Below are 20,186 nucleotides of genomic sequence, written 5' to 3'. Positions count from 1 at the left end.
AACAGAGAGTCGGGGTTAATAAGTGATTGGTTGTCTTATTTTCAATTAGTTGTTTTCTATGTGGTTTGGGCATATGGCTACGAGAGGTCGTGGACGTAGCTGATCAGCACGTACGCAATAAAGCCTTTTGTTTGAGATTTGTCATGAAATGACAATTGAAAACTAAGTTAAAAATGTAATCTAGATAATCCAAGACCTAAATGTAGAAAAAGACATTTACGTATTTCCATTCAATAAACTGCGGAAACAATCATGTTTAAACATCAAATTAAGAGTGTAATACCTCCTGTACAGTATCTAATTTTAGGTAACAGAATGTTTTTGTTGTCTATGGTACTTCTGGTTATTAGTGCCTACTTCTATGATGCTAATGAGGCTTTTATTGCGGTTGAAGTAGGGATCATTCAATTTCTTTACAACCTTAAATTTTCCAACGGAAAATCGACCATAAAGGGGAGTCTCGAACCTTTGCTGATGACTTTAATTGCTGTACCGTTATCTCTGGCTTCGATGCCTTTTGCACCAATAACAACATCATTGTTCGTTTTTGTCTTAGTTCTTATTGAGCGTGACAATCATCACCAAGGTGTACCTAAGTATATTCTTCCACTCAGCTTTTTGCTGTTGTCTATGATGATGATACCGAGTGACATTGAGAATACTGCGTTGATGATACAACGCTCAGCATCAGTTGTTTTGGGGGTCACTGCCGCAATAATTGCGAGCATACTTATTTGGCCCAATAACACGACAAAAGAAGATAAAAAAACAGGTCAACCAAAACGTAAAATAAACACTACTGATTTAAAGTACTCATCACGAAAGGGATTAGGCATCGGACTTATTCTATCATTGGAGTTCTTTGGCTGGATGGGGGCTGCTCTAGGGGCTTATCTACTTATGATGATTCACAGTCCTGTTTCAAAAAATTTAGCACATAAAGCGTGGGAACGTTTGAGCGGTACTGTTATTGGCGCGTTATTTTATCTCCCGGTCGGTGTGTTATTGAACTACATTGCATCTCCAGAGATTCAGGTTGTGCTGATGTGGTCGCTGGTCATTTTATCTCTATACATGATTTTGATATATCTCGAGTATAACTACACAGTAGCCTCTGCATCAATCATGTTTCTTATTCTCACCATTGGCGTAGGTCCATTTAACTTGGAAATCGTTGAACTCGTGTTTATGCCACGTCTTTGGTACACACTTATTGGCGGTGGTGTTATGGTGGCTCTTGGTTTGATAATACCGCTACGAGACAAAGATATGCAAGCCTAGCTTAGCGTCTAGGCAAATAAGCACCTCTCTCAAGCAAAGAAGTTAGCAGATTTAGTTTAGCTGACAGGCTCATCAAACCACCGCTTAGGGCGGTGGTGATTGTTCCTTGAAGCTATAGCATTGAAGAAGTGATTTGAATTAGATAGGCTAGATACTTCATTAATCGACATGTTGTTTTTCATGTTAACCGGGTTTAGCTACCCAGTGACTGTGCTGTTTGGTTTGACTATCATCAACGTCTATATATCCAATGAGTGCTTGACGCATTTATTCTCGCGTTATAATTGCTCCATATTGAATGCCTTTCTTAGTTGATAACCCTTCAGAAACGTTGCCCGCACTGCGACAACCTCCAAGATTCAGCCTAATACTGGTGGTTTATCCGATCAAGCTGGAATAGGATTAACTCCCCATAATACAGCGAATGATGATTCTATCCTTTATCGGTTGGTGCTGTCTCCATCCGCTACGAAGAGTGTCAGTGCTACATTTACGCCGAGCCCAAATCTTGACATAAAGCTTCGAGCTGTGGTCAGCGTGAGTTTTTTCAAAGCACTATCAAGATATTTCCCTTAATCGTTTAGTTAGTACTTTGAGCTAACAGTATAAATGAAATCATTAATGGCTAACTACTGCTAGATTGCCGAGCTACGCAAGCGGCGCGCTCTCCAAGCTTTGGCTGATAGTGGATTGTTTGAGTTTATCAATGTGGAGTCTGATTCAAGACGTGCTCGTATTTGGTTTATAGCCTGAGTTTATGCTTGCTCACAACTGAGTCGATAGAATTGATCATAATCTTTGAACGATAGCTCAACACAAAGACATTTCAGTCTCTCAACAATTTTCCCTTCGGCTAATCAATGGACCTTACTTTAACAAACAAATGTTCAACCGTTCACTTTAACTTGCTTCCGGATTTCTATATTTCTTTCGATATTGTAAAGGACTATACCCCAGATTTTTTCGAATGAAGCGGGTAAAATTCGCAGTGTCAGCGTAGCCCATCGACATTGCTATCTCGGTAATAGATATTTTTGAGCATGTAAGTAGCTTTATACATCTTTTCAGTATCATATCTTCTATAACATTCGAGTAAGTTACCCCCGAATTTTTTAATTGCCTTTGTAATGCCCTTGGGTGGATGCCCAAGATTTTAGCCGCTCTAGAGATAGGCAATCGACCAGAATGTATATAAGGCTTTATCGCCAGCTCAAAGGATGCCAGGAAACCTTTGGGAATAGGCTCCTCAAAACAGTTCAGATTAAACGTCGATTCTATGTTTAAACTCTGTTCTAGAATATCATTATCTATTTTTATACCTGTGGCATTTCTGCCCAAATAAAGTTGAATATGACTCAATGGCTTGCACTTAAAGTACTCTGCCAGTTCTGGTTTTTTAACGCTTACTTGAACAGTTTTGGTTTTACTCGAAGCTAAATTTTCTAGTAGAGTGACCATGAAAATTATGGTGAACATCTCACCGTATTTATACCACTTCTCATTTTCTCCCCCTTTATATCTAGCTAACCAATAACTGTCATGGTACTTTTCGACCGTTATTAATGTGTTGTTACTGTAACAATCAATTACTTTACAAAATTCTTCTAAAGCATCTCGTACAGTTGACTTATTGTTTAGGTTTAATATTCGTAGCGTACTGGGGACATAATTCTCTATACATGTGGTTTTGATTTTGTCGATAAATAGTTCGTTACTGGTATTCTCGCCAAATTCAAAAATCAGGTTATGGAGCGTTTTTTCTGGTAGGCAGGTAGGTGATTGATATTGAAGATCATCAGGAACGTTAGCGATTGACATTAAGCGTTGTTTATTTGTTTTCTTGTCCCCAAATAGCTCGCTAAGATCATGAAAACACGCAGATTTGACTAATGGGATTCTCTTACAAGTTTGCCACATGATAATCTCATTCCCCCTTCACTTAATTATTGAATGTTATCAGAAAAGTCACTCAAGTTGTTGTCATTTTATGACTTCTAGACGGAGCGCAAACATACTTTTTTAGCGCCGAATGCCCCCCCGAACTGCCATGCTCCTGATTTTATACAAGCTTAGTCATTTCTTTAAAATGACGAAGGACGGTTTGAAACTAAAACACTTTTTCTGACGATACTTAACCCGTGGATGTGCTTTATCAAAATCATTTTCAATAATAGTTCTCCGAGCCGTTTTTCCTTTATGTACAGAATCGCGCTTTATTAACTAAGCTTGAAAGCGCTGTCTCGGTGAGTGAAATATAACTACGCCTATAAATTTAAAATGTATTCATGCTCCATGAGGTCTGCCCGTTATCCATGGTAAACCCATTCATGATCCACTGTAGCCACAGCTAAGGTGAAGGCTTATGCGATTTATTCTTGGAGCTAGTCATTAGTGAGCAAGGCTTCTATAAAATAAATACGAAATAGGGGGCTTCGATATTTTCTAGCTTGCAGTCATATATCACTAATTTCAAGAAAGCTTTGTCAGATTGATATTGTTTACATAGGTAACTTTCGAACCTCAAAGTGATTTGTGGGCGAAAATATCTCGCTTTGAAATTCTACTGTCGCCAACTCCCACTGCTTGAGCTTGTTCGTTTCACTGAGTATGCCAAACACCGCTTCAGCAGTATGTTTAAATGCAATAAGATTTGAACTTCCGTTTACGATTTTTGCGGTAAAAATTGCAGAAATTAAATCACCAACACCTACAGGCTGTTTAATAAACGACAAATAGGGGCGTTGAATTAGGTAACAACCAGTACTATCAGCATACATCGTAGAAAATAGCTTATCTGATAGAGTATGTACATGCTTGACAAGTACAACATCAGGCCCTATTTTAAGAGCTTTTTTACATGCTCTAACTGCATCCTCAATATTATGTATATCAATCTTAGTAAACTGAGTTAGCTCAAATTGGTTTGGGATGATGACATCAGCGATAGGCATAATATCCTCAACCAAGCGTTTTGTAATGCCGGGAGCTAAAATACATCCTTTGTTTACATCACCCATTACAGGATCGCAGATATAAATTGTCGCAGGGTTTACTGTTTTGATTCGATTTAACGCTTGTAATATAGAGTTACATTGTTCTTGACTTCCTAAATAACCTGTTAAAATTGCATCGCAAGTATTCAGTACATTTAAGTTGCTTAGGCCATCAATAAGGCTATCAATATCTGAAGCTGGAAAAACTTTTCCTTTCCACCCTTCAACATACTGTGTATGGTTAGAAAACTGCACAGTATGAATAGGCCAAACCTCGCAGCCTAATCGCTGCATAGGGAATACAGCTGAGCTGTTGCCTGCATGACCGTAAACAACATGAGACTGTATCGATAATATATTCTTCATTGTCTATCCTTAATATTTTAGTCAAGGCTAACTAGTTGTACATTTTCTACTTTTTCAGGGATTTTTCTACACTCTTGTATTGTACCTACGTGTAACTTCACTTTATCAGTGTTAGATGTATAGTAATTTAGGCATAACTCAGACCTAGTGCTTTTCATTGTATCAGGAAGTGATTTTTTTAAAATCTCACCTTTTATTGAGTATTTCTTATATATTTCTTTAAGTTTCACCTGACTTTGATATGTGTTTTTCTTCTCTTTAACAGAAAAGGTAATACCCTCTGATCTGCTTGGATTAAGATTATAATTGCAATTGTTGCAGCTTGTGATGAAAGCATGCGTCAATTCGCCATCTTCACTTTTAAATGTCTTTATAATCGTGTGAGTGTTGTTTAAAACTCCAGAGTTGACGGTGTTTACACTGTAATAATCTAATTTATTAATTAGATTAGATTTCTCATCTATATGAAACTCCGTATCTATACCATGTGCGCGAATAATATTTTCACTATTATTGTTGTTACTGGCTGCGCAGCCGATTAAAATTGACGTACCAAGTAAAAGTATTATTCTGTGTTTTTTCATAATTGTCTCCATAGGCCGTAGTTATTAAAAGTTGTATTTTATGGTGTAGATTATTGCACTATCAGTCTTTGACTGCTGTAACTTATTATGTGCGTAATAATATTGGATTCCCGTAGAGACATTACTTGTAGCATTCCACCACAAAGAAATAGCTCCATTCGCTGATAAAGAGTCTGTTTCGGTGCCACTTGCTATGTTACTTTCTAAATACTCACTCGAGCGGGAAAACTCACTTTCAAACCAATGAGTTATAGAGAAGCTTTGATCTGATAATTCAAAATTGTAGTATCCAACCCAACCAAACATACCACCATTGAAGTCAGCGAAATCCTCAGTATTTACATGATGAATGCCAATAAATGGCGCAAATGACCAGTTACTGTCTGTGATTAAATAAGAAACGCCAAAAACACTGTCACGGAAATGATAACCAAGGCTCTCAGTAGAGTATGTTTGAGAAAAATACCGAAGGTCGCCTAAACCAGTCTTTACTGCAATATTCCCTTTTGATGTTGAACCGATAGATTGCCCAGATATTTTTTGTCCAAACTCATTCACATTTTCTTGCAGTTCCATATCAAATAATCCATAAATCTCACCCCAAGAAAAGTTCGCTCCACCTTCAATTTCTATAAAACCATAGTCATTTTTAAAACCGTAACTACGAGTTTCAGTATCTTTTGTCCAATCGTAATAGTTAATTGAAATATCCCCCCATCCATATAGGTATTCACAATGGACTGGCAATGAAAAAGAAGCGCTAAAGTTGATTATAAAAATTGGTAGTATTGTTCGCATAGAATAAAAGTTCTAATGATTATTGGATTTAGTAAATAGTAATAGATACTTTACAAGTCTAATTGTCATTCTGTGCCATTCGTCAAATATAAAGTGAAAACTCATTATCTGATAGCAATTGGATTGCAACAGGGCAGTCAGTCTACCGCCATACATACGCGAAATTGGCCAGTTCAACGGATACAAAGAGGTACAGGGGCATAAGTTCAGTCGGTATATTAAGGGTTACTAAATTATTGTGAGAAGATAGACAGGCGGTAATCGTGGAGAGAATCGATACAGAATTTTTAGCACAAGCTAAAAATGTCTGGTAAAGGCTAGTGGCATTCGACATCAACGCTATAGGCAAATCACATTATAGAATGCAATGGTTAGATGAGTTGAATATTCAAACCGATCGAATATGTAAAAATAGATTATTTTTCAGTAAGATAGGGTAAAGTCAGATAACAACCTATAGCTAACTGTTGTTTATGGCGAAAATAGATATGCGAAAACCCTCTTAGTTTTGTGACATGGGGATTACACATAAGGTGAGGGGCTTCAAGTATATTGATTTAGGAGATGTTTAGTTCTGACATTAGAAAATTGCCAGGAAGGTACATCAGTAGCCGGAATCTTATACAAAGAAAGCATAGGGTAAAAGTTACCTCATGGACAGTTATGGTTGCTAGTACCTAAATTTTGGCACTGAACGAAAGTGCTGAACAAGCTTACAAGGTTTTGGGTATCTAAGATTCAGTACATGTTGTTTAATAATCACTTAAATTTTAGGTGGTTTGGTTTCTGTTTGAGCCAGTACCAATCATGTAACACTGCACAGCTTGTGTCTATCTAACATTTATCCGATTATGGTTTGCAATGACTTCACGTCGTACGCACCGAAATGATTGGTAACGGTTCTTGAAGTAAGTTGACTTTTCCCAAGCAGGGTTACAAAAAGGTGGGCGAAATCAACATACAATTAAACTATTTGTCTAGAGGCCCAATAAGAACTTACGACGCCATGCTTATGGACCTAATTGAATGTTTCCTAGACTTTACTAGTGTTACTAAAGTCAATCTGGCTGATAAAGTGGTTTTGATTCTTCTCAATCGAAAAAGACCACCCCATCTTTTGACTTACTCTTTCTACAATCACAAGTCCTACACCATACCCTGCAAAATCTTCTTTATTTGCGCCATATTGATTGTTCACAGTCAAACGAGTTTGATTCAACTGGATATGAATACTCTCTTCGCCATAGCTAAATGCATTTTTAAGTAAGTTGTTGATGGCAATCGTTACAAAACTCACAGGGGATTCCATGCTTGCAGGATTATGGCTTTCATAGGAAACCTTTACTTTCTGGTGTTTAAATAGCGTTGATAATTTATCAATTTGATTTTCAACTATCAGACCGAGGTCGCATTTGTCTATTCGATCCTCTGCGATATGCTCTTTACCAAGTAGCAGAAATGCGTCAGTTAGCAGTTGCATCTCTTTCGAGGCGCTTTGCATACGTTCGACCGTTTTTGCACCAATTCGACTCGTCGGATCAAAATTCACATCTTGCAATAGTTCAACTGAGCCAGCAATGACAGCTATAGGGGTACGCAGTTCATGGGAGGCAAAGCGATTGAACTCATTTTCCCGTTGTAGGAAATGCTCTAAATCGTCCTGACTCTTAATAAGAGATTGTTCGATGTTTTGAGTCTCTTTGTATTTAGTCTCGATCTTTATTTTTTTATTCCGCAGACCAACAGATCTTGCTTGAGCCTGCAAAATTGAAAGTGGGCGAGATAACCACAATGAAAGTAAGTAGCAGTACAAGAAGATGATTAATGTTGCACTAACCACAATAACCAATGAATTTTTGTAAATCTCGGACTCATACGTGTCTAGAAAATCATCTTTATTGTGTTTGAATACGATATAGAACAAAATATTGCTATTAGGCATTCGGCTGATAATAAAGTGTTTGTCCTCAGTCCCGAGCATATGTTCGTATAGGCCTACTTTTTTATATTCAGCCAGCCAAGCGGGTAAAACCTTGGGTTGGGTTAGCTTATAATAGTCAAATACTTCAGGAGCGGGCTGATAATCAGGGTTACCTTCGATAGTTTCAATAGTGACTCGCTTAGCTTCACTTTTGAGCCATTGGTGCAAGCTTAATTTTTCCAGTTTGGTCTCTCCTACGTAGACTACGGCCCAAAAACTGCCACACAGCGTCAGTATCAAAAGCGCTAGCGTTCTTCTTACGCTAGTGAATAGACTAGGTGTTGGTCTCATGACAGCTTGAACCCTTTACCAAATACGGTTTCCAGTTGAGTTTGAGAGTCTTGTTTACTTATTGCATTTCTTACTCCGTACATATGGCTGCGTAGAGCGTCACTATTGGGTTCACTGTCTCCCCAAATGTGTTCAATAATGTCTGACTTAGTGACTAGATTTGGTGCTTTTTTGATAAGCAGTAGTAGTATTTTGTATTGAATAGGAGGAAGTTTTAGCTGGTTACTGCCTAAACTGACCTGCTTTTGTTCAGTGTTTATTTGAATGTCTTTAAAAGTTGCGATAGCAGAGACCATCTTATTTGTACGATTGTATAAAGCGGTAATCCGTGCATATAGCTCTTCTAAGGAAAAAGGCTTAACGAGATAGTCATCGGCACCGGAATCAAAGCCTTCTAAGCGATCTTCTAGCTTATCTTTTGCACTGAGGTATATGATTGGGACTGTCTTGTTCAGTTCACTACGTATTTTTTTGACTGCGCTAATGCCATCCATTTTAGGCATCATAATGTCCATGACAACAACATCGAAAGACTGCTCCTCAATAATGGAAAGAGCGTCTTGGCCGTTATAGGCAAAATCAACGATACAGTTTCGTAACTCTAGGTAGTCGGCGATTGTTTCTGAAATTTGGAAACTATCGTCAACAAGTAAAATTTTCATATTTTCCTTCACTCCTCCTTCACATTCTTGTCATTAGTATACCTGCAACAAAGATTAGTTCTCAAAGTAAAAGGCATACAAACATGAAAAAGTTATTTCTTATCGGTGTAATCGTAGCTGTACCAACAGTAGCACTAGCTAATCCTTATGTAAGTTTGAACTACGGTTTCAACAATACTGATCAGGCTATAAGCACTCCATCGAACTTAGTTCCAATGGCGACGACTGATGAAGACTCGGCAAGTTTCGGTGGTGCTGTGGGCTACAAGTTCAATGAAAGCTGGGCATTAGAGTTAGGTTATCGTCATTTTAGCAACGAAGGGGAATCAGAGTTATATATTACCGATACTGAATTATATGAAGAGTCGATAGAAGCTAGTTCTGAGATTAACGTGCACCAATTAACGTTAAAACCTATTTATTCGTTCCACTTGACAGAAAAGCTTGATTTTAAGTTGGGGGCGGGAGTGAGTCTGACTCAATATCAGTATTCTTCAAAAGTTGTTCACGAAACAGATGAAGAGAAGTTTCCAGAGGACATTGAAACGTCAGCTGTACTTCATAATGAAAATAGCGAAGAATGGATTGTGGGCGGCATTGCTAGTCTAGGTTTAGCTTACAATTTCACTAATCATTTTGCATTAGGCGCTGAAGTTAGCTATCAAGCTGACGAGAAAGCACAAAATATTAACGCTGGCATTAACGCATCTTACACATTTTAATTTGAGGTCATTATGAAAAAGTTACTATCAACGGCTGCACTTCTAACGGTTTCTTCATTTACATATGCTCAAGGTGGGTTCACTGGCCCAGCTTCCGAGCAAGCTAATTCCGAAAGAACTACAATATCTGTTGCACAGGCTAAAAGGATGTCAGAAGATAGTATGGTGACTTTATCAGGCTACATTGTTGAATCTTTAGGAAAGGAAATGTACTTGTTTAAGACCGCTGACAGTAGTGACACTATTGAGGTAGAAATCGAAGCCGAAGAGTGGAGAAATATAACCGCAGATGACAAGACGTTGTTGAAGATCGTCGGTGAAGTAGATAGCGAATGGGGTAGCAACTATATTGAAGTTGAGTTTCTTAAATTGGTACAATAACCGAATATATTCTATTTCCGGAACATCATGAACAAATTTATAGTCATCCTATTATTAGTACCTTTGTTTACTCATGCTCGAGGTGGCTATATAGGACCTGGTGTAAAATACGCGATCTCTGAAAATCCAACGACCACTGTCGCAGAGGTCAAACAGATGTCAGATGGCAGCGTTGTTTCCCTTACAGGTTATATAATTAAAGCATTGGGCCATGAAATGTACTTGTTCAAAACTAATGATAGTGATGACACTATTGAACTTGAGGTTGACCTTGAAGGGTGGGAGGGTATTATTTCGGATGAAACTACATTGTTGACCATTGTTGGTGAAGTGGATAGTGATTGGGGTAGTACCTATATTGAAGTAGACTATTTGACTCTAGCAAAATAGCCATTTCCAACCTGGACTGTATTTATGAAAACTCAGCAATTAGTGCTGAGTTTTTTTTAATAAAAAAGCCCCTAAAGAAACCATATTTTTACGTTATGTGAGCGTATTAACTGAATTATAGACGTAGCATTGTTCCGTTTGATGATTATATCCAACGGATAAAAAATATTAAAATGCTAGCGGCCTGATGTTGTTGTAGGCTGTAGGTATTATAAATTCACTCTTTCACTAAATATCATAGTTAACTACATCGGATATTGGTGGAAATGTTATAGTCACATCGGAACGTAAAATTAAGCACATCATAAATGCTATATTTTTCTATGTAAAAGTTCAATCTCAATTCCAAATCAAACAAAACGTGTACTTTAGTAAATCTACGGCATATTTTAAGAACTTAATTTATATTGACTCCTCAAAACCACCATCTAGGGCGGTGGTCATGGTTCCTTGAGGCTAAAATAGCCTCAAGAAGTTCCAATGTTAGAAGTAATCTCTTATCCACTACCAGCAAGAGGAAACAATGACATGGGCGATTTCAGAAGTTCATAACATGTCTATTGGCGTAGAAAATACCATATCGTTGGACTCAGAAGTACAGGCATGAGACTTGGAGAGTTACGGCAGGGAAATCACTTACTCGCTCGAGGGTGTTTTTTAGATATGGACGGAACCAAGATAAAAAGGACATAGAGTATGAACAACAATTGCAGTTATTGAAGAGCTAATATTGCGGACGCCCCCTTCTAGGGGAGGGAAAGCAAAACCGTCTTCTAAGAATGAGTTGTTTTTTCTACTCGGGGTGAACTACGACCTAACTTGCTATCTACATAAATATACGAATTTTTAACATGTCGCATAGTAAAATTAAAATAACGTATGGTCATAGCGGTTTGGATAAATAGTTTAATTTATATGCTTGTCGTAAGATGGTAAATATAGTTTTATGTGATTTGATACTATATCTTTTTTTGATAATTCACTATAAATAGAGTTATTGTTTTATGGTTAATAACATGCAATATGATGAATCGGTTTTGCTAAGTGAATATGCGGCAGAGTTAGAAAGAAGAGGCTATTATTTTGAAGCGTCGGCAGAATGGTTCAGGGCAGCAAGAGTTTCTAGCTCAAAAGAGAATAAGGCTTGGTGCATAAGTCGATATGAATTTTGTCGAAGGAAGATGACGTTAGAATATGGGGGCCAATAATGTTTTTATGTTTACGAAGATCATGAAACAACATGGGTAAGGTTTAGTGGTTTTATTGAGTCAGTAATCATGTTGATTTTTATTGTGTTTTTCATAACTAAAAGTATGATGAGTGAACTAGAGCGTCGATCTAATGAATATAGGTATTATTTGACAACTGCTAATGACATTATCGATAGCGACTTATTAATCGATGGCTTACCGGTAGCTTTGGTAGGTAAGATTATGGAATATCATGGTGATGATATTTATACGTTTCGAGATGAAACAGGGTATATTAATGTTGAAATCGAATATGATAATTGGATGATGCAGGCTTCTAACACTCAATCCATAGTAGAAGTCAATGGAGAGGTCGATAAATCATTCATAGGAATAAGAGTAGATGTTGATTTTATTAAAAACCAATAACAATCTAATAAATCACCCAAGTGTTAATTAAAAGTATCTTCAATTAATGTCGTAAAATGGCTATTAAGTAAAACTAAGTGCTTTATTATTCTTAATATATAAATTAATACATAATGTTTAAAGCACGTGATAAAATCAATCCCAACAAATCCTATTATGAGTGCTGTCTCAAACGTTGTTCGGCAACCATTCAAGCATAACAATAATTTATTAGCGTTAATAAGTCTTCCGATGCTATTGCTATCCACTAACGTAAATGCACAATCACTTGAGTTACCTATTTGGAGGTCCGAAGCAGAAGAACAAGGCTATATTTTACCCGAAGCTTTCGGTATCAGTGTTGGCTATATGCATGTAGAACAAGGAATTAATGTTGACTCAATCAACTTTGATGGACTTAAACTCGGTAGCATGCCAATAGGACAAGACTCAATAGGTATCGAAACAACTGGAGGCCGACAAAGCAGCGACGTATTAACCTTAAGAGCCGATATGTGGCTTTTTCCCTTTCTTAATTTTTATGCCATCGGTGGGAAAATTTCTGGGTATTCAGAGACTAATATCAGTGTTGATATTAAAGGTCTACCAATCAAATCAGCCCAAAACTTGCCATTTCAATTAGACCTTGAAGGTGACATGTATGGCGGGGGCGTCGTTATTGCAGGCGGTTTCAAAAACTGGTTTACGATAGTTGATGGTAGTTACACTAAAACTAATCTAACTATCATTGACGGTGGAATCCAATCTATTGTAGTCACACCAAGGTTTGGTTATGACTTTGCCTCTCGTGGCGTACCAATTAGAGCTTGGGTTGGTGGTCAATATCAAAATATTCAGCAAAGCCTATCAGGTAACATATCGGATTTAGATTTACCTCCGGAATTACATAACCTTCTCGATCTTGTAAATAAAGATAATGATGGGCACTTTAACGTTGAGCAAAGCCTAGCAACGGATTGGGCACCAGTAATGGGCTTCCAATACACTATCAACTCAACATTTAATCTCATTGGTGAGTTTAGTTTTGGAGAGCGTAGAAGTGCATTTATTACGTTAGATACTCGCTTTTAAATGAGCCTTGAATTCTATTAGTACACCTAAATTAACAATCTTGTTATCAAGGAAATTGAGACTCATCTTCATGTATCTAAAACTAATATTCTACATTGCTGTCGTTTGGAGCTTGTCTATTCAACTTACTTTGGCAGAAGAGGAGAACAACTGGGCAGAAGTTGCTCTGGAATACCTAGGATCAAGTGAATCCGTTGATGTTTCCGATGGGAACATCGATTGGGGAGTACTACCCGGTCCATTTTCTAATCCAGAGCAAGGTTTTGGGATCGGGGTTGCTGTTATGGGACTGTATGCCCCGCAGGGAGAAAATGCCGGAAATCAGCTCTCAACGATTAACATTTCGGGCTATGCATCGACAGCAGGTACTTACGGGGTCGGTTTAACAAACTCCACCTATCTTAATCAAGACAGTATTAAGCTAAATTTCACAACTTGGATAAGCCAAACCCCAAGTCAATTTTGGGGCATTGGTCGAGAAGCTGCGGAAGAATCATCGAACAAAACAGAGCATGAAGCATTGTATTTTAATACTGAACCATCTATATCGTTTCAGTTTGCGCCCAATTTCTACTTTTTGACGGGCCTTGATTACACCATCTTAAGAAACCAGAAATCAAACGGAAGTTCTTTAACAAAAAAAAATCTCGAAGATAAAAATAATGTTGGCCTTATTTTCGGCTTGGAATATGACAGTCGTGATTTTATCCCAACCCCTTATAAAGGCCGATATTTGTTGGCAGAATACAGAACCTATTCCAAGAAACTTTCATCGGATTATGATTACCAACAACTAACCCTAAATTATCGCGAGTTTATCCACGTAAATAAAAGCAATATTCTCGCGGCTGATTTTTTCATACAAGGCTTGAGTGACGAAGATAATTTACCTTGGTTTGCTATGAGCAAAATGGGAGGCGATGAACGGATGCGTGGCTACTACTCTGGTCAATATCGCGATCGTATTCAAGCTTCGGCCCAACTTGAGTACAGATATAGATTCAATAACCGTCATGGAATAGTGACATGGGTAGGTGCGGGAAACATAGGCTCAAAAATGAGTGAATTAACTGATACGAAGTGGCTTCCCACTTATGGTGTTGGTTATCGCTTTGCCTTTAAGCCTCGCGTGAATGTTCGTTTAGATTTTGGGTTCGGAAACGAAGAATCTGCGGTTTACTTTAATATCAATGAAGCATTTTAACTATGAAACTAATATATAAACTAAGCTTTTTCTTATCAATAATAAGCATGAATGCCTTTGCCATAGATCCACCAACAGGAGTTCGTCCGTGTTGTGCCCTTGGAACTGGCTTAAAGGCTGAGTTAGGGCCTGTTCCTGTTCCATTTTTTTCCCTTGAGAATGTCGTTGATGTTAGTGACCTAAATCAACATAAATACAATGATGGCTCCGAGAGTGTTACTAGCAGTTTATTTGGTGGTGCTGAAGAGAAAAATGGCATTATCTATACCGAACGTGGTGGCTTCCTCGATACTGCGCATATTCGTGACACAGCTGACTACACTTATTATTTAAATGTAGAGTTAAGAAAGCATTTAGGTAAAAATTATCAAATCGTATTATCAGATGAGCTTCGTGCACGTATTATTCAAATTTATCCACAAGATATTTCGTTTAAAACAGAGCAAGAACGTATGGATGTAATCCATAATTTAAGCGGGTTATTGGCTTTTAGGTTGGCTCAATGGCATGAAATTGCGCAATGGTTTGGTCTTGAATCTGTCGGTGGATTTAAAGAGTACGCTTCCGCGTTTTCTACTGAAGATCTATATTCAAACTTAATTGGAGCAATTATTGCGATTAAAATTTTGCAGAAAAATCCGACTATCCAGATTAGAGAGTATGAAAAGGCATTCTCATCTCAACTTCAAACGGTATTAAAAAAAATGGGAGCGGTGAGCAAGGAAAAAACCATAAAAGAGTTAGAAGCCATCGACGGCCAATGGTGGGATAGTTCAGAGCGTTTACCTGAAAAATGGGTTGTGAAAGTCCGCGACTACACACTTAGTTTAGAGATGACGCCAGACTTTGGGGATGAGCCTTATTCATTATCGATTCGTCACCTTAAAAAAGTTGAAAAGTTGGCGGAATTAACCTTAGTTTCGTCAGAGAGTGAACAAGCTTTTTTGTCGTTACCTAAATTTCTAAAAAATAAGGATACTTGGACACACGAAGACTTTAGAGAACTGTCAAGTTTTGCAAAAAACTCAGATGATAAAATGCCCCAAAGTAATAATGAGCTGTTGTCTGAGTAGTTATTTCTCTATATGTGAGTTAAATGGTCGTTCGACTTGATCAAATTTTTAGGAAATAGAGCAGGGTTAGAGACTATAGTAATTTAAGAATTATTAGCGTGAATTATTTCTTTCGTAGGTTATTAGGTAAACCGCCTTGTTGTAAGGCGGTTTTTTTTGGAGTAAAGTGTTGAGATATAAGCAATAAAAGTTGATTACTACATGCATATATTAGGAATAGCATTAATTCTTTGTTTATTTATGTAGCACTTTATTACGCATGATGGATTAGATTAAACTTAATTAACTAACACCGTTAACTAAACCAGGTATAAGTGATTTTGTTACAGGCTCACTACTTGACCTAAAGTTTACCAAGGTGGGGAAAACAGCATCTAACAATTTTGAGTCTAAACCATACCAGCTTGCTGCTGTAGCAAATAACTGATCGATACTTGTTGTGGGGATATAACGACCTTGATCACTAATATCATGTTCACCACCAAGTACTAAATTTGTTGGTGTGTTGCCTCTGTGATAGGTTTGATTACCTGATACAGCTCCACCAGCAATAAACTGGTGGCTAGACCAACCGTGATCGGTTCCTCCGTTATTTTCTTGTCCTGTGCGTCCAAAGTCTGTTTGTGACAGAACAATGACATTATTCCATAAGCCTTTATTTTCCATTGCAGTTTTGAAGTCCCACATTGCTAGTGAAATCTCTCTGAGATAGGCTGCATGTTTGATATCTTGGCGAGTATGATGGTCAAGCCCGCCTACCTTTACGAAAAAAACTTGTCTATTGGGAGTACTAGGGTAGTAGGAGTAAGAGCCAGTTGCGAGCTCTATTAAGCGTGCTACTGATGCTAGCCCATTAAGCATCGTTCCTTTTAAATTTCCGTCATTAGTATTCCGTCCATTGGAGGACGTTAGGCCTGTATCGTTCTTTCCGGGGATAGTAAACAGATCTCCCCCATACACACCGTATCCATTGAGTGGAAGAGTATCCCATAGGTTCACTAATTCGGTAGTTTTATCTACACTCGAAAATATCTTGGTTCCTATGAGTCTTGCTATCTTATTGTCGTTTGATTCATTATACTTTTGAGAAATACTCAATGATGAATTTAGGTTGAACCTGTCAGGTTTTACAGGATTTAAAGACATAAAGTCAGCTCCCCCCTGCATGATTTGTGCTGACCCATCAAGAGAAACATTAGGCCCAGAGGCGCTACTTCCCATTGCTTGGTGAACTCGACTGGCCCAGCCATCTGAGAATAGTTGCTTTGAATTGCCATTGTGCTGAAGTTTACGCTGGTTATTATGGCCCATTAGTTGTGGGGGCTGCTCTGAAACTGGAGCACCCTTTACATACGGGGAAACTAACGTACCAATATTATTTACCGTCGCTAAATCACCGCTTTTATACATTGCGGCTAACTCAGGCATTAATCCATTTATGCCAATGTGTTCATTACCCACATCATAATAGCCCTTAGTATAACATTGTGTTATATCACCTCCGGTCCCTGGCCAGTAAGGGTTTGAGCCATCTGTAACCGGTGCCCCTAGCGATAAGTTGCCAACAGCTAACAATGGTCTCATAGCTGAGTACGTGTCATGATCAAAACCAGTTGATGGCTCTGAAGTCTTAATCGGTGGAAACATGCTTAATGTGTCGTTTCCACCTTCAAATTCTATTATTACCAAAGCTTTGTAGTCTCCGGTCGCTGCTTTGGTTGAGTGAGATAGTAATGATATAGGTAGCGCAGTGGCTGGAACCGAACCCACAAGGCTCTTAATAAAGTCTCTTCTTTTCATGATTTTATTACCTTTGTAGCAGGTTGTAACTGTTAAATACCATTGTTTGAATCGCGTCTCCGATCGTATTGATCGAACATTCTAGTGCTAGTTGTTCTTCGACAACCTGGCCTTCTCGACATTGCCAAATCGGAAATGAGTCGGCAGCGTCAAAGTGCGTGATGAGCTCTTCAATCATTCCATCTGGTAAAGTTTCGTGATTTATTTTTGAATGTAGGTGAGCGATCAGTGCTCGTATTGCGGGTTCCCGAAATTCAGGCCTAGTGATATTCTTTAAATCACCATTAAGATGAGACTTCAAAAGTTCAATTTCTTGAGCGTAGGACAGCACTATTTTTGCTTCATTACTTGGCCCCCAAGTTTGTCCCCACTCAAAAAGGCTTGAACAAGAGTTTCCTCCACACATGCTTCCGGTTGGAGACATTATTAGTTCATAAGGCGAGCTCTGAATTATACCTCTTGTATAGAAAGTGAGTTTGGCTAGCGAAGCGTCAGTGTAGAGATCTAGTGAAGGAGCTAGTAATGATGTTTCTTCAATATTGTATGCTTTATCTGTTGGATAAAAATTAAAAACCGTGGGTGAACGTAGAGGCCCATAACCAAATACAGTGATAGGGTTTATAATTGCATAAATACCGTCAGTTGCGTTTGATTTAAATGTATTACCACTTATCGTAGGGATGCCTGGTACTTTTTGAACAGCAAACTTTTTCATTATATCAGCCATGAAAAATACTGGTTCTTTTGCTCGTCCATAACTATCCGAAGTATAATACTTAGCATCCCGAGCTTCAGGATGGACCAAGATAGCTTTAATTACAGAAGCCATATCTCCTTTTTCACCAGTACCATTGTCTTCAAAGACTTTGACAATATCAGCTATGTACCCTTGAGTAGGGTTGGCTGTAACCAATTGAGTTATGAGAAAGCTAGAGACATGCGGAGCGATGTTGCTTGAAGTCATCAAAATATCGATAAGAGCATCTAAATCTTCTTCAGCAGTTTGTCCTGCTGGAATAGTGATACCAAGAACTGTCTTTGCTTGTTTGTCATGATAACTCTCATCAGCAAGCATAGGTGAACTATATTCACCATTGTTGTAGTTTGCGCGCCCAAAGTTATCACCTTTTCCGTTGTAGTTGTCATTATCTATGTACCAGCCTGTTAGCACTCGACTAACTTCAATTACATCGTCAAGAGTGTAAGTAGGAATTGGGTTACCTTCCGAATCAGCCTTTAGAGATCCATCTTGATTTAATTGGTTTAAACCAAGAGAAAATAGTTGCATAATTTCTCGAGCAAAGTTTTCGTCAGGTCTTACAATACTACCGTCAGACAGTGTCGTTAACTTTTGGTTACCTTCATGGGATAAGAATACTCCCATTGTTGGTGAAATAGCGATTGCCTTTAAAATATCGCGATAGTTACCAAAGGCATTGGTATAGAGTAGGTCATAGTAATAAGCTAAAGACTCACCTCTACGATGAAGAGGTGTTTCTGTATGAGATACTACTAGTAATTGACTTAATGCATAGGCGACCCGGTTTCTTAACAAGGTCTCAGACTCCAGTGTACCCTCCCACCAAGCATAACTTTGGTATCTTGTTAAATCGAAGCTACCTCCGGTTTGACCTGTTGTTGATAAATTATTAAAGCCGTTATATTCAGGATGTTTTACATCGAAAATTGCATTATCTGGATCACTATGATGAGCTGTATCTTTCGTTGCCTGGAAGTAAGAATAATCTTGCTCCATGGCTATTTGTGAGTCAATCCAATCGCAAAGACTTTGGCTTTGTCTTATTTGATCAAGCTGCTCGCTAGTTACCCCGAGTGTTGCTTGTTGCGAGAAACGGTAAGCGTCAAAGGGTTGAGGGGAAGTTTGGGCGCTACATATATCTGTTTCAATAACCGGCGGTGGAACTGGCTTTGTTGGGGGGGGCTCTGTTGGTGGTAAGGTAGGGGAGTCCGAAGAGGTATCATTGCACCCTGTAAGCACGAATAATGATATCAATATATTCCATGCGGCATTTATTTTCATAAAGTAATAATTTCCTTTTATAGTTTCTGATAATGTTAATTCTATCAATGTTGACTAAGGAGAGAGTTGAATCAATCGGTTAGCGGTACCGTTATTTGCGTTAATAGGTTGTTTATACGTAGCTTTATTGAATTCCTAATTTAGGTTTTATAACTTCAATAGCTTCGTGCAATTCACCATTGTTAAGAAACGTCCAGGTACCGATTTTTATACCAGCCCTCTGGATGAATACGATTGAGTTTTGCGACTCAGAGATACTGAGAGTATGTAGCGTGCTAGAACTGTTGGGGGAAAAAATACAAATCGGTTCTTGATTTAGGTAAGTCAAGTATTGAATTGGCCTGTCTAACAACATAGTCTGAATCTTTTTACAATAGTTTGATTAGAAGTCATAATTTTAGACTAATTGATCCTACTCTACTTACCATTTTATGCCATTGTTATGTTTAAGGTTATGATATTTAAGAAGTCTGACTATTAGTACAAAGTGTGTAAACTTAGATGCAACAGTGGCGACATAGGCAAACTTGCCCAAGTCTAATTAAGGCCGTTTGTTCATTGGCTAGGTGATATTTGATAGACAAATGGTAACTCTGTAAGAGGCTTTCAGTATGCAGATGCTTCGATTGAAACTGACTTAATGGTTTAAGTAATACTCTCATTACGTGTGCTAAAGTGTTTCATCGATTCTAATTTCTATTTAACAGAGATCCTTCCGTGGTCCCCTGACCATACTTTCTTAAGTAACGACTTAAAGGCGGAATCAGTAAAAGGTAAGAATAAGTTAAAGCCATGAAAAAAATAAAGACTCAGTGTGATAAAGCTACCAGATAGTTGATATAAGCCAATGACCGGCGTTTTTCAAGGTAGTTGTCATCATTTGCTTATTTACTAAGCAGCTTCTCTTTCTGGATTTAGGTGAACGTCAC

The 20,186-nt window shown here is 38.1% G+C and carries 17 protein-coding genes; 9 read left to right on the top strand and 8 right to left on the bottom strand.

Annotated elements, in window-relative coordinates; genetic code table 11:
* Positions 1-252: 252 nt before the first annotated feature.
* Entirely contained in the window at positions 253-1,281 is a 1,029-nt protein-coding gene (locus FTW16_RS08480; protein WP_146490694.1) for a hypothetical protein, read from the top strand.
* Between the two features lie 900 nt (positions 1,282-2,181).
* Here the strand turns inward: FTW16_RS08480 and FTW16_RS08475 are convergent.
* The 6 genes from FTW16_RS08475 to FTW16_RS08450 all read right to left on the bottom strand — a co-directional run bounded on the left by FTW16_RS08475 (position 2,182) and on the right by FTW16_RS08450 (position 8,956).
* Complete coding sequence (locus FTW16_RS08475) at positions 2,182-3,198, bottom strand: helix-turn-helix domain-containing protein (RefSeq protein WP_146490693.1); 1,017 nt, start codon at positions 3,196-3,198, stop codon at positions 2,182-2,184.
* A 581-nt stretch (positions 3,199-3,779) separates the two neighbouring features.
* Positions 3,780-4,640, bottom strand: a complete 861-nt coding sequence (pdxY, locus tag FTW16_RS08470; protein WP_146490692.1) for a pyridoxal kinase PdxY — start codon at positions 4,638-4,640, stop codon at positions 3,780-3,782.
* Between the two features lie 17 nt (positions 4,641-4,657).
* Positions 4,658-5,224, bottom strand: a complete 567-nt coding sequence (locus FTW16_RS08465; protein WP_146490691.1) for a hypothetical protein — start codon at positions 5,222-5,224, stop codon at positions 4,658-4,660.
* Between the two features lie 24 nt (positions 5,225-5,248).
* Complete coding sequence (locus FTW16_RS08460) at positions 5,249-6,022, bottom strand: outer membrane protein OmpK (RefSeq protein WP_146490690.1); 774 nt, start codon at positions 6,020-6,022, stop codon at positions 5,249-5,251.
* 1,033 nt (positions 6,023-7,055) lie between these two features.
* Positions 7,056-8,294, bottom strand: a complete 1,239-nt coding sequence (locus FTW16_RS08455; protein ID WP_146490689.1) for a sensor histidine kinase — start codon at positions 8,292-8,294, stop codon at positions 7,056-7,058.
* Positions 8,291-8,956 (bottom strand): response regulator transcription factor, encoded by a 666-nt coding sequence (locus tag FTW16_RS08450; RefSeq protein ID WP_146490688.1) that lies wholly within the window; start codon positions 8,954-8,956, stop codon positions 8,291-8,293. The genes FTW16_RS08455 and FTW16_RS08450 overlap by 4 nt, the downstream gene beginning before the upstream one ends.
* 83 nt (positions 8,957-9,039) lie before the next feature.
* On the opposite strand from FTW16_RS08450, the gene FTW16_RS08445 reads away from it, so the two are divergent.
* The 8 genes from FTW16_RS08445 (at position 9,040) to FTW16_RS08410 (ending at position 15,416) form a co-directional block, all read left to right on the top strand.
* The gene (locus FTW16_RS08445) at positions 9,040-9,678 is read left to right on the top strand and encodes an AcfA family outer membrane beta-barrel protein (RefSeq protein ID WP_146490687.1); all 639 of its coding nucleotides are present in this window, start codon (positions 9,040-9,042) and stop codon (positions 9,676-9,678) included.
* Positions 9,679-9,690: 12 nt separating this feature from the next.
* Positions 9,691-10,059: a YgiW/YdeI family stress tolerance OB fold protein gene (locus FTW16_RS08440; protein WP_146490686.1), complete on the top strand. Its 369-nt coding sequence runs from the start codon at positions 9,691-9,693 to the stop codon at positions 10,057-10,059.
* A 27-nt stretch (positions 10,060-10,086) separates the two neighbouring features.
* Positions 10,087-10,449: a YgiW/YdeI family stress tolerance OB fold protein gene (locus FTW16_RS08435; RefSeq protein ID WP_146490685.1), complete on the top strand. Its 363-nt coding sequence runs from the start codon at positions 10,087-10,089 to the stop codon at positions 10,447-10,449.
* A 1,004-nt stretch (positions 10,450-11,453) separates the two neighbouring features.
* Positions 11,454-11,657, top strand: coding sequence for an ANR family transcriptional regulator (locus FTW16_RS24905; protein WP_146490684.1), 204 nt, complete (start codon positions 11,454-11,456; stop codon positions 11,655-11,657).
* Between the two features lie 69 nt (positions 11,658-11,726).
* On the top strand, positions 11,727-12,068 hold the full coding sequence (locus FTW16_RS08425) for a NirD/YgiW/YdeI family stress tolerance protein (RefSeq protein ID WP_146490683.1): 342 nt from the start codon (positions 11,727-11,729) through the stop codon (positions 12,066-12,068).
* 126 nt (positions 12,069-12,194) lie between these two features.
* On the top strand, positions 12,195-13,139 hold the full coding sequence (locus FTW16_RS08420) for a TonB-dependent receptor (RefSeq protein ID WP_315897543.1): 945 nt from the start codon (positions 12,195-12,197) through the stop codon (positions 13,137-13,139).
* Between the two features lie 70 nt (positions 13,140-13,209).
* On the top strand, positions 13,210-14,343 hold the full coding sequence (locus FTW16_RS08415; protein WP_146490682.1) for a BamA/TamA family outer membrane protein: 1,134 nt from the start codon (positions 13,210-13,212) through the stop codon (positions 14,341-14,343).
* Positions 14,344-14,345: 2 nt separating this feature from the next.
* Entirely contained in the window at positions 14,346-15,416 is a 1,071-nt protein-coding gene (locus tag FTW16_RS08410; RefSeq protein ID WP_146490681.1) for a DUF4056 domain-containing protein, read from the top strand.
* Positions 15,417-15,698: 282 nt separating this feature from the next.
* On the opposite strand, the gene FTW16_RS08405 is transcribed toward FTW16_RS08410, so the two are convergent.
* Positions 15,699-17,216 carry a DUF1501 domain-containing protein gene (locus FTW16_RS08405; RefSeq protein WP_146490680.1) on the bottom strand — a complete coding sequence of 506 codons (1,518 nt, stop codon included), beginning with the start codon at positions 17,214-17,216 and terminating at the stop codon, positions 15,699-15,701.
* Between the two features lie 7 nt (positions 17,217-17,223).
* Complete coding sequence (locus FTW16_RS08400) at positions 17,224-19,257, bottom strand: DUF1800 family protein (RefSeq protein WP_146490679.1); 2,034 nt, start codon at positions 19,255-19,257, stop codon at positions 17,224-17,226.
* Between the last annotated feature and the right edge of the window lie 929 nt (positions 19,258-20,186).

The sequence above is a fragment of the Vibrio sp. T20 genome, from assembly GCF_007858795.1.
In the GTDB taxonomy this organism is placed as follows: domain Bacteria; phylum Pseudomonadota; class Gammaproteobacteria; order Enterobacterales; family Vibrionaceae; genus Vibrio; species Vibrio satsumensis.
Note: the sequence above shows the minus strand (reverse complement) of the source record. Positions and strands in the feature narration are given on the sequence as shown.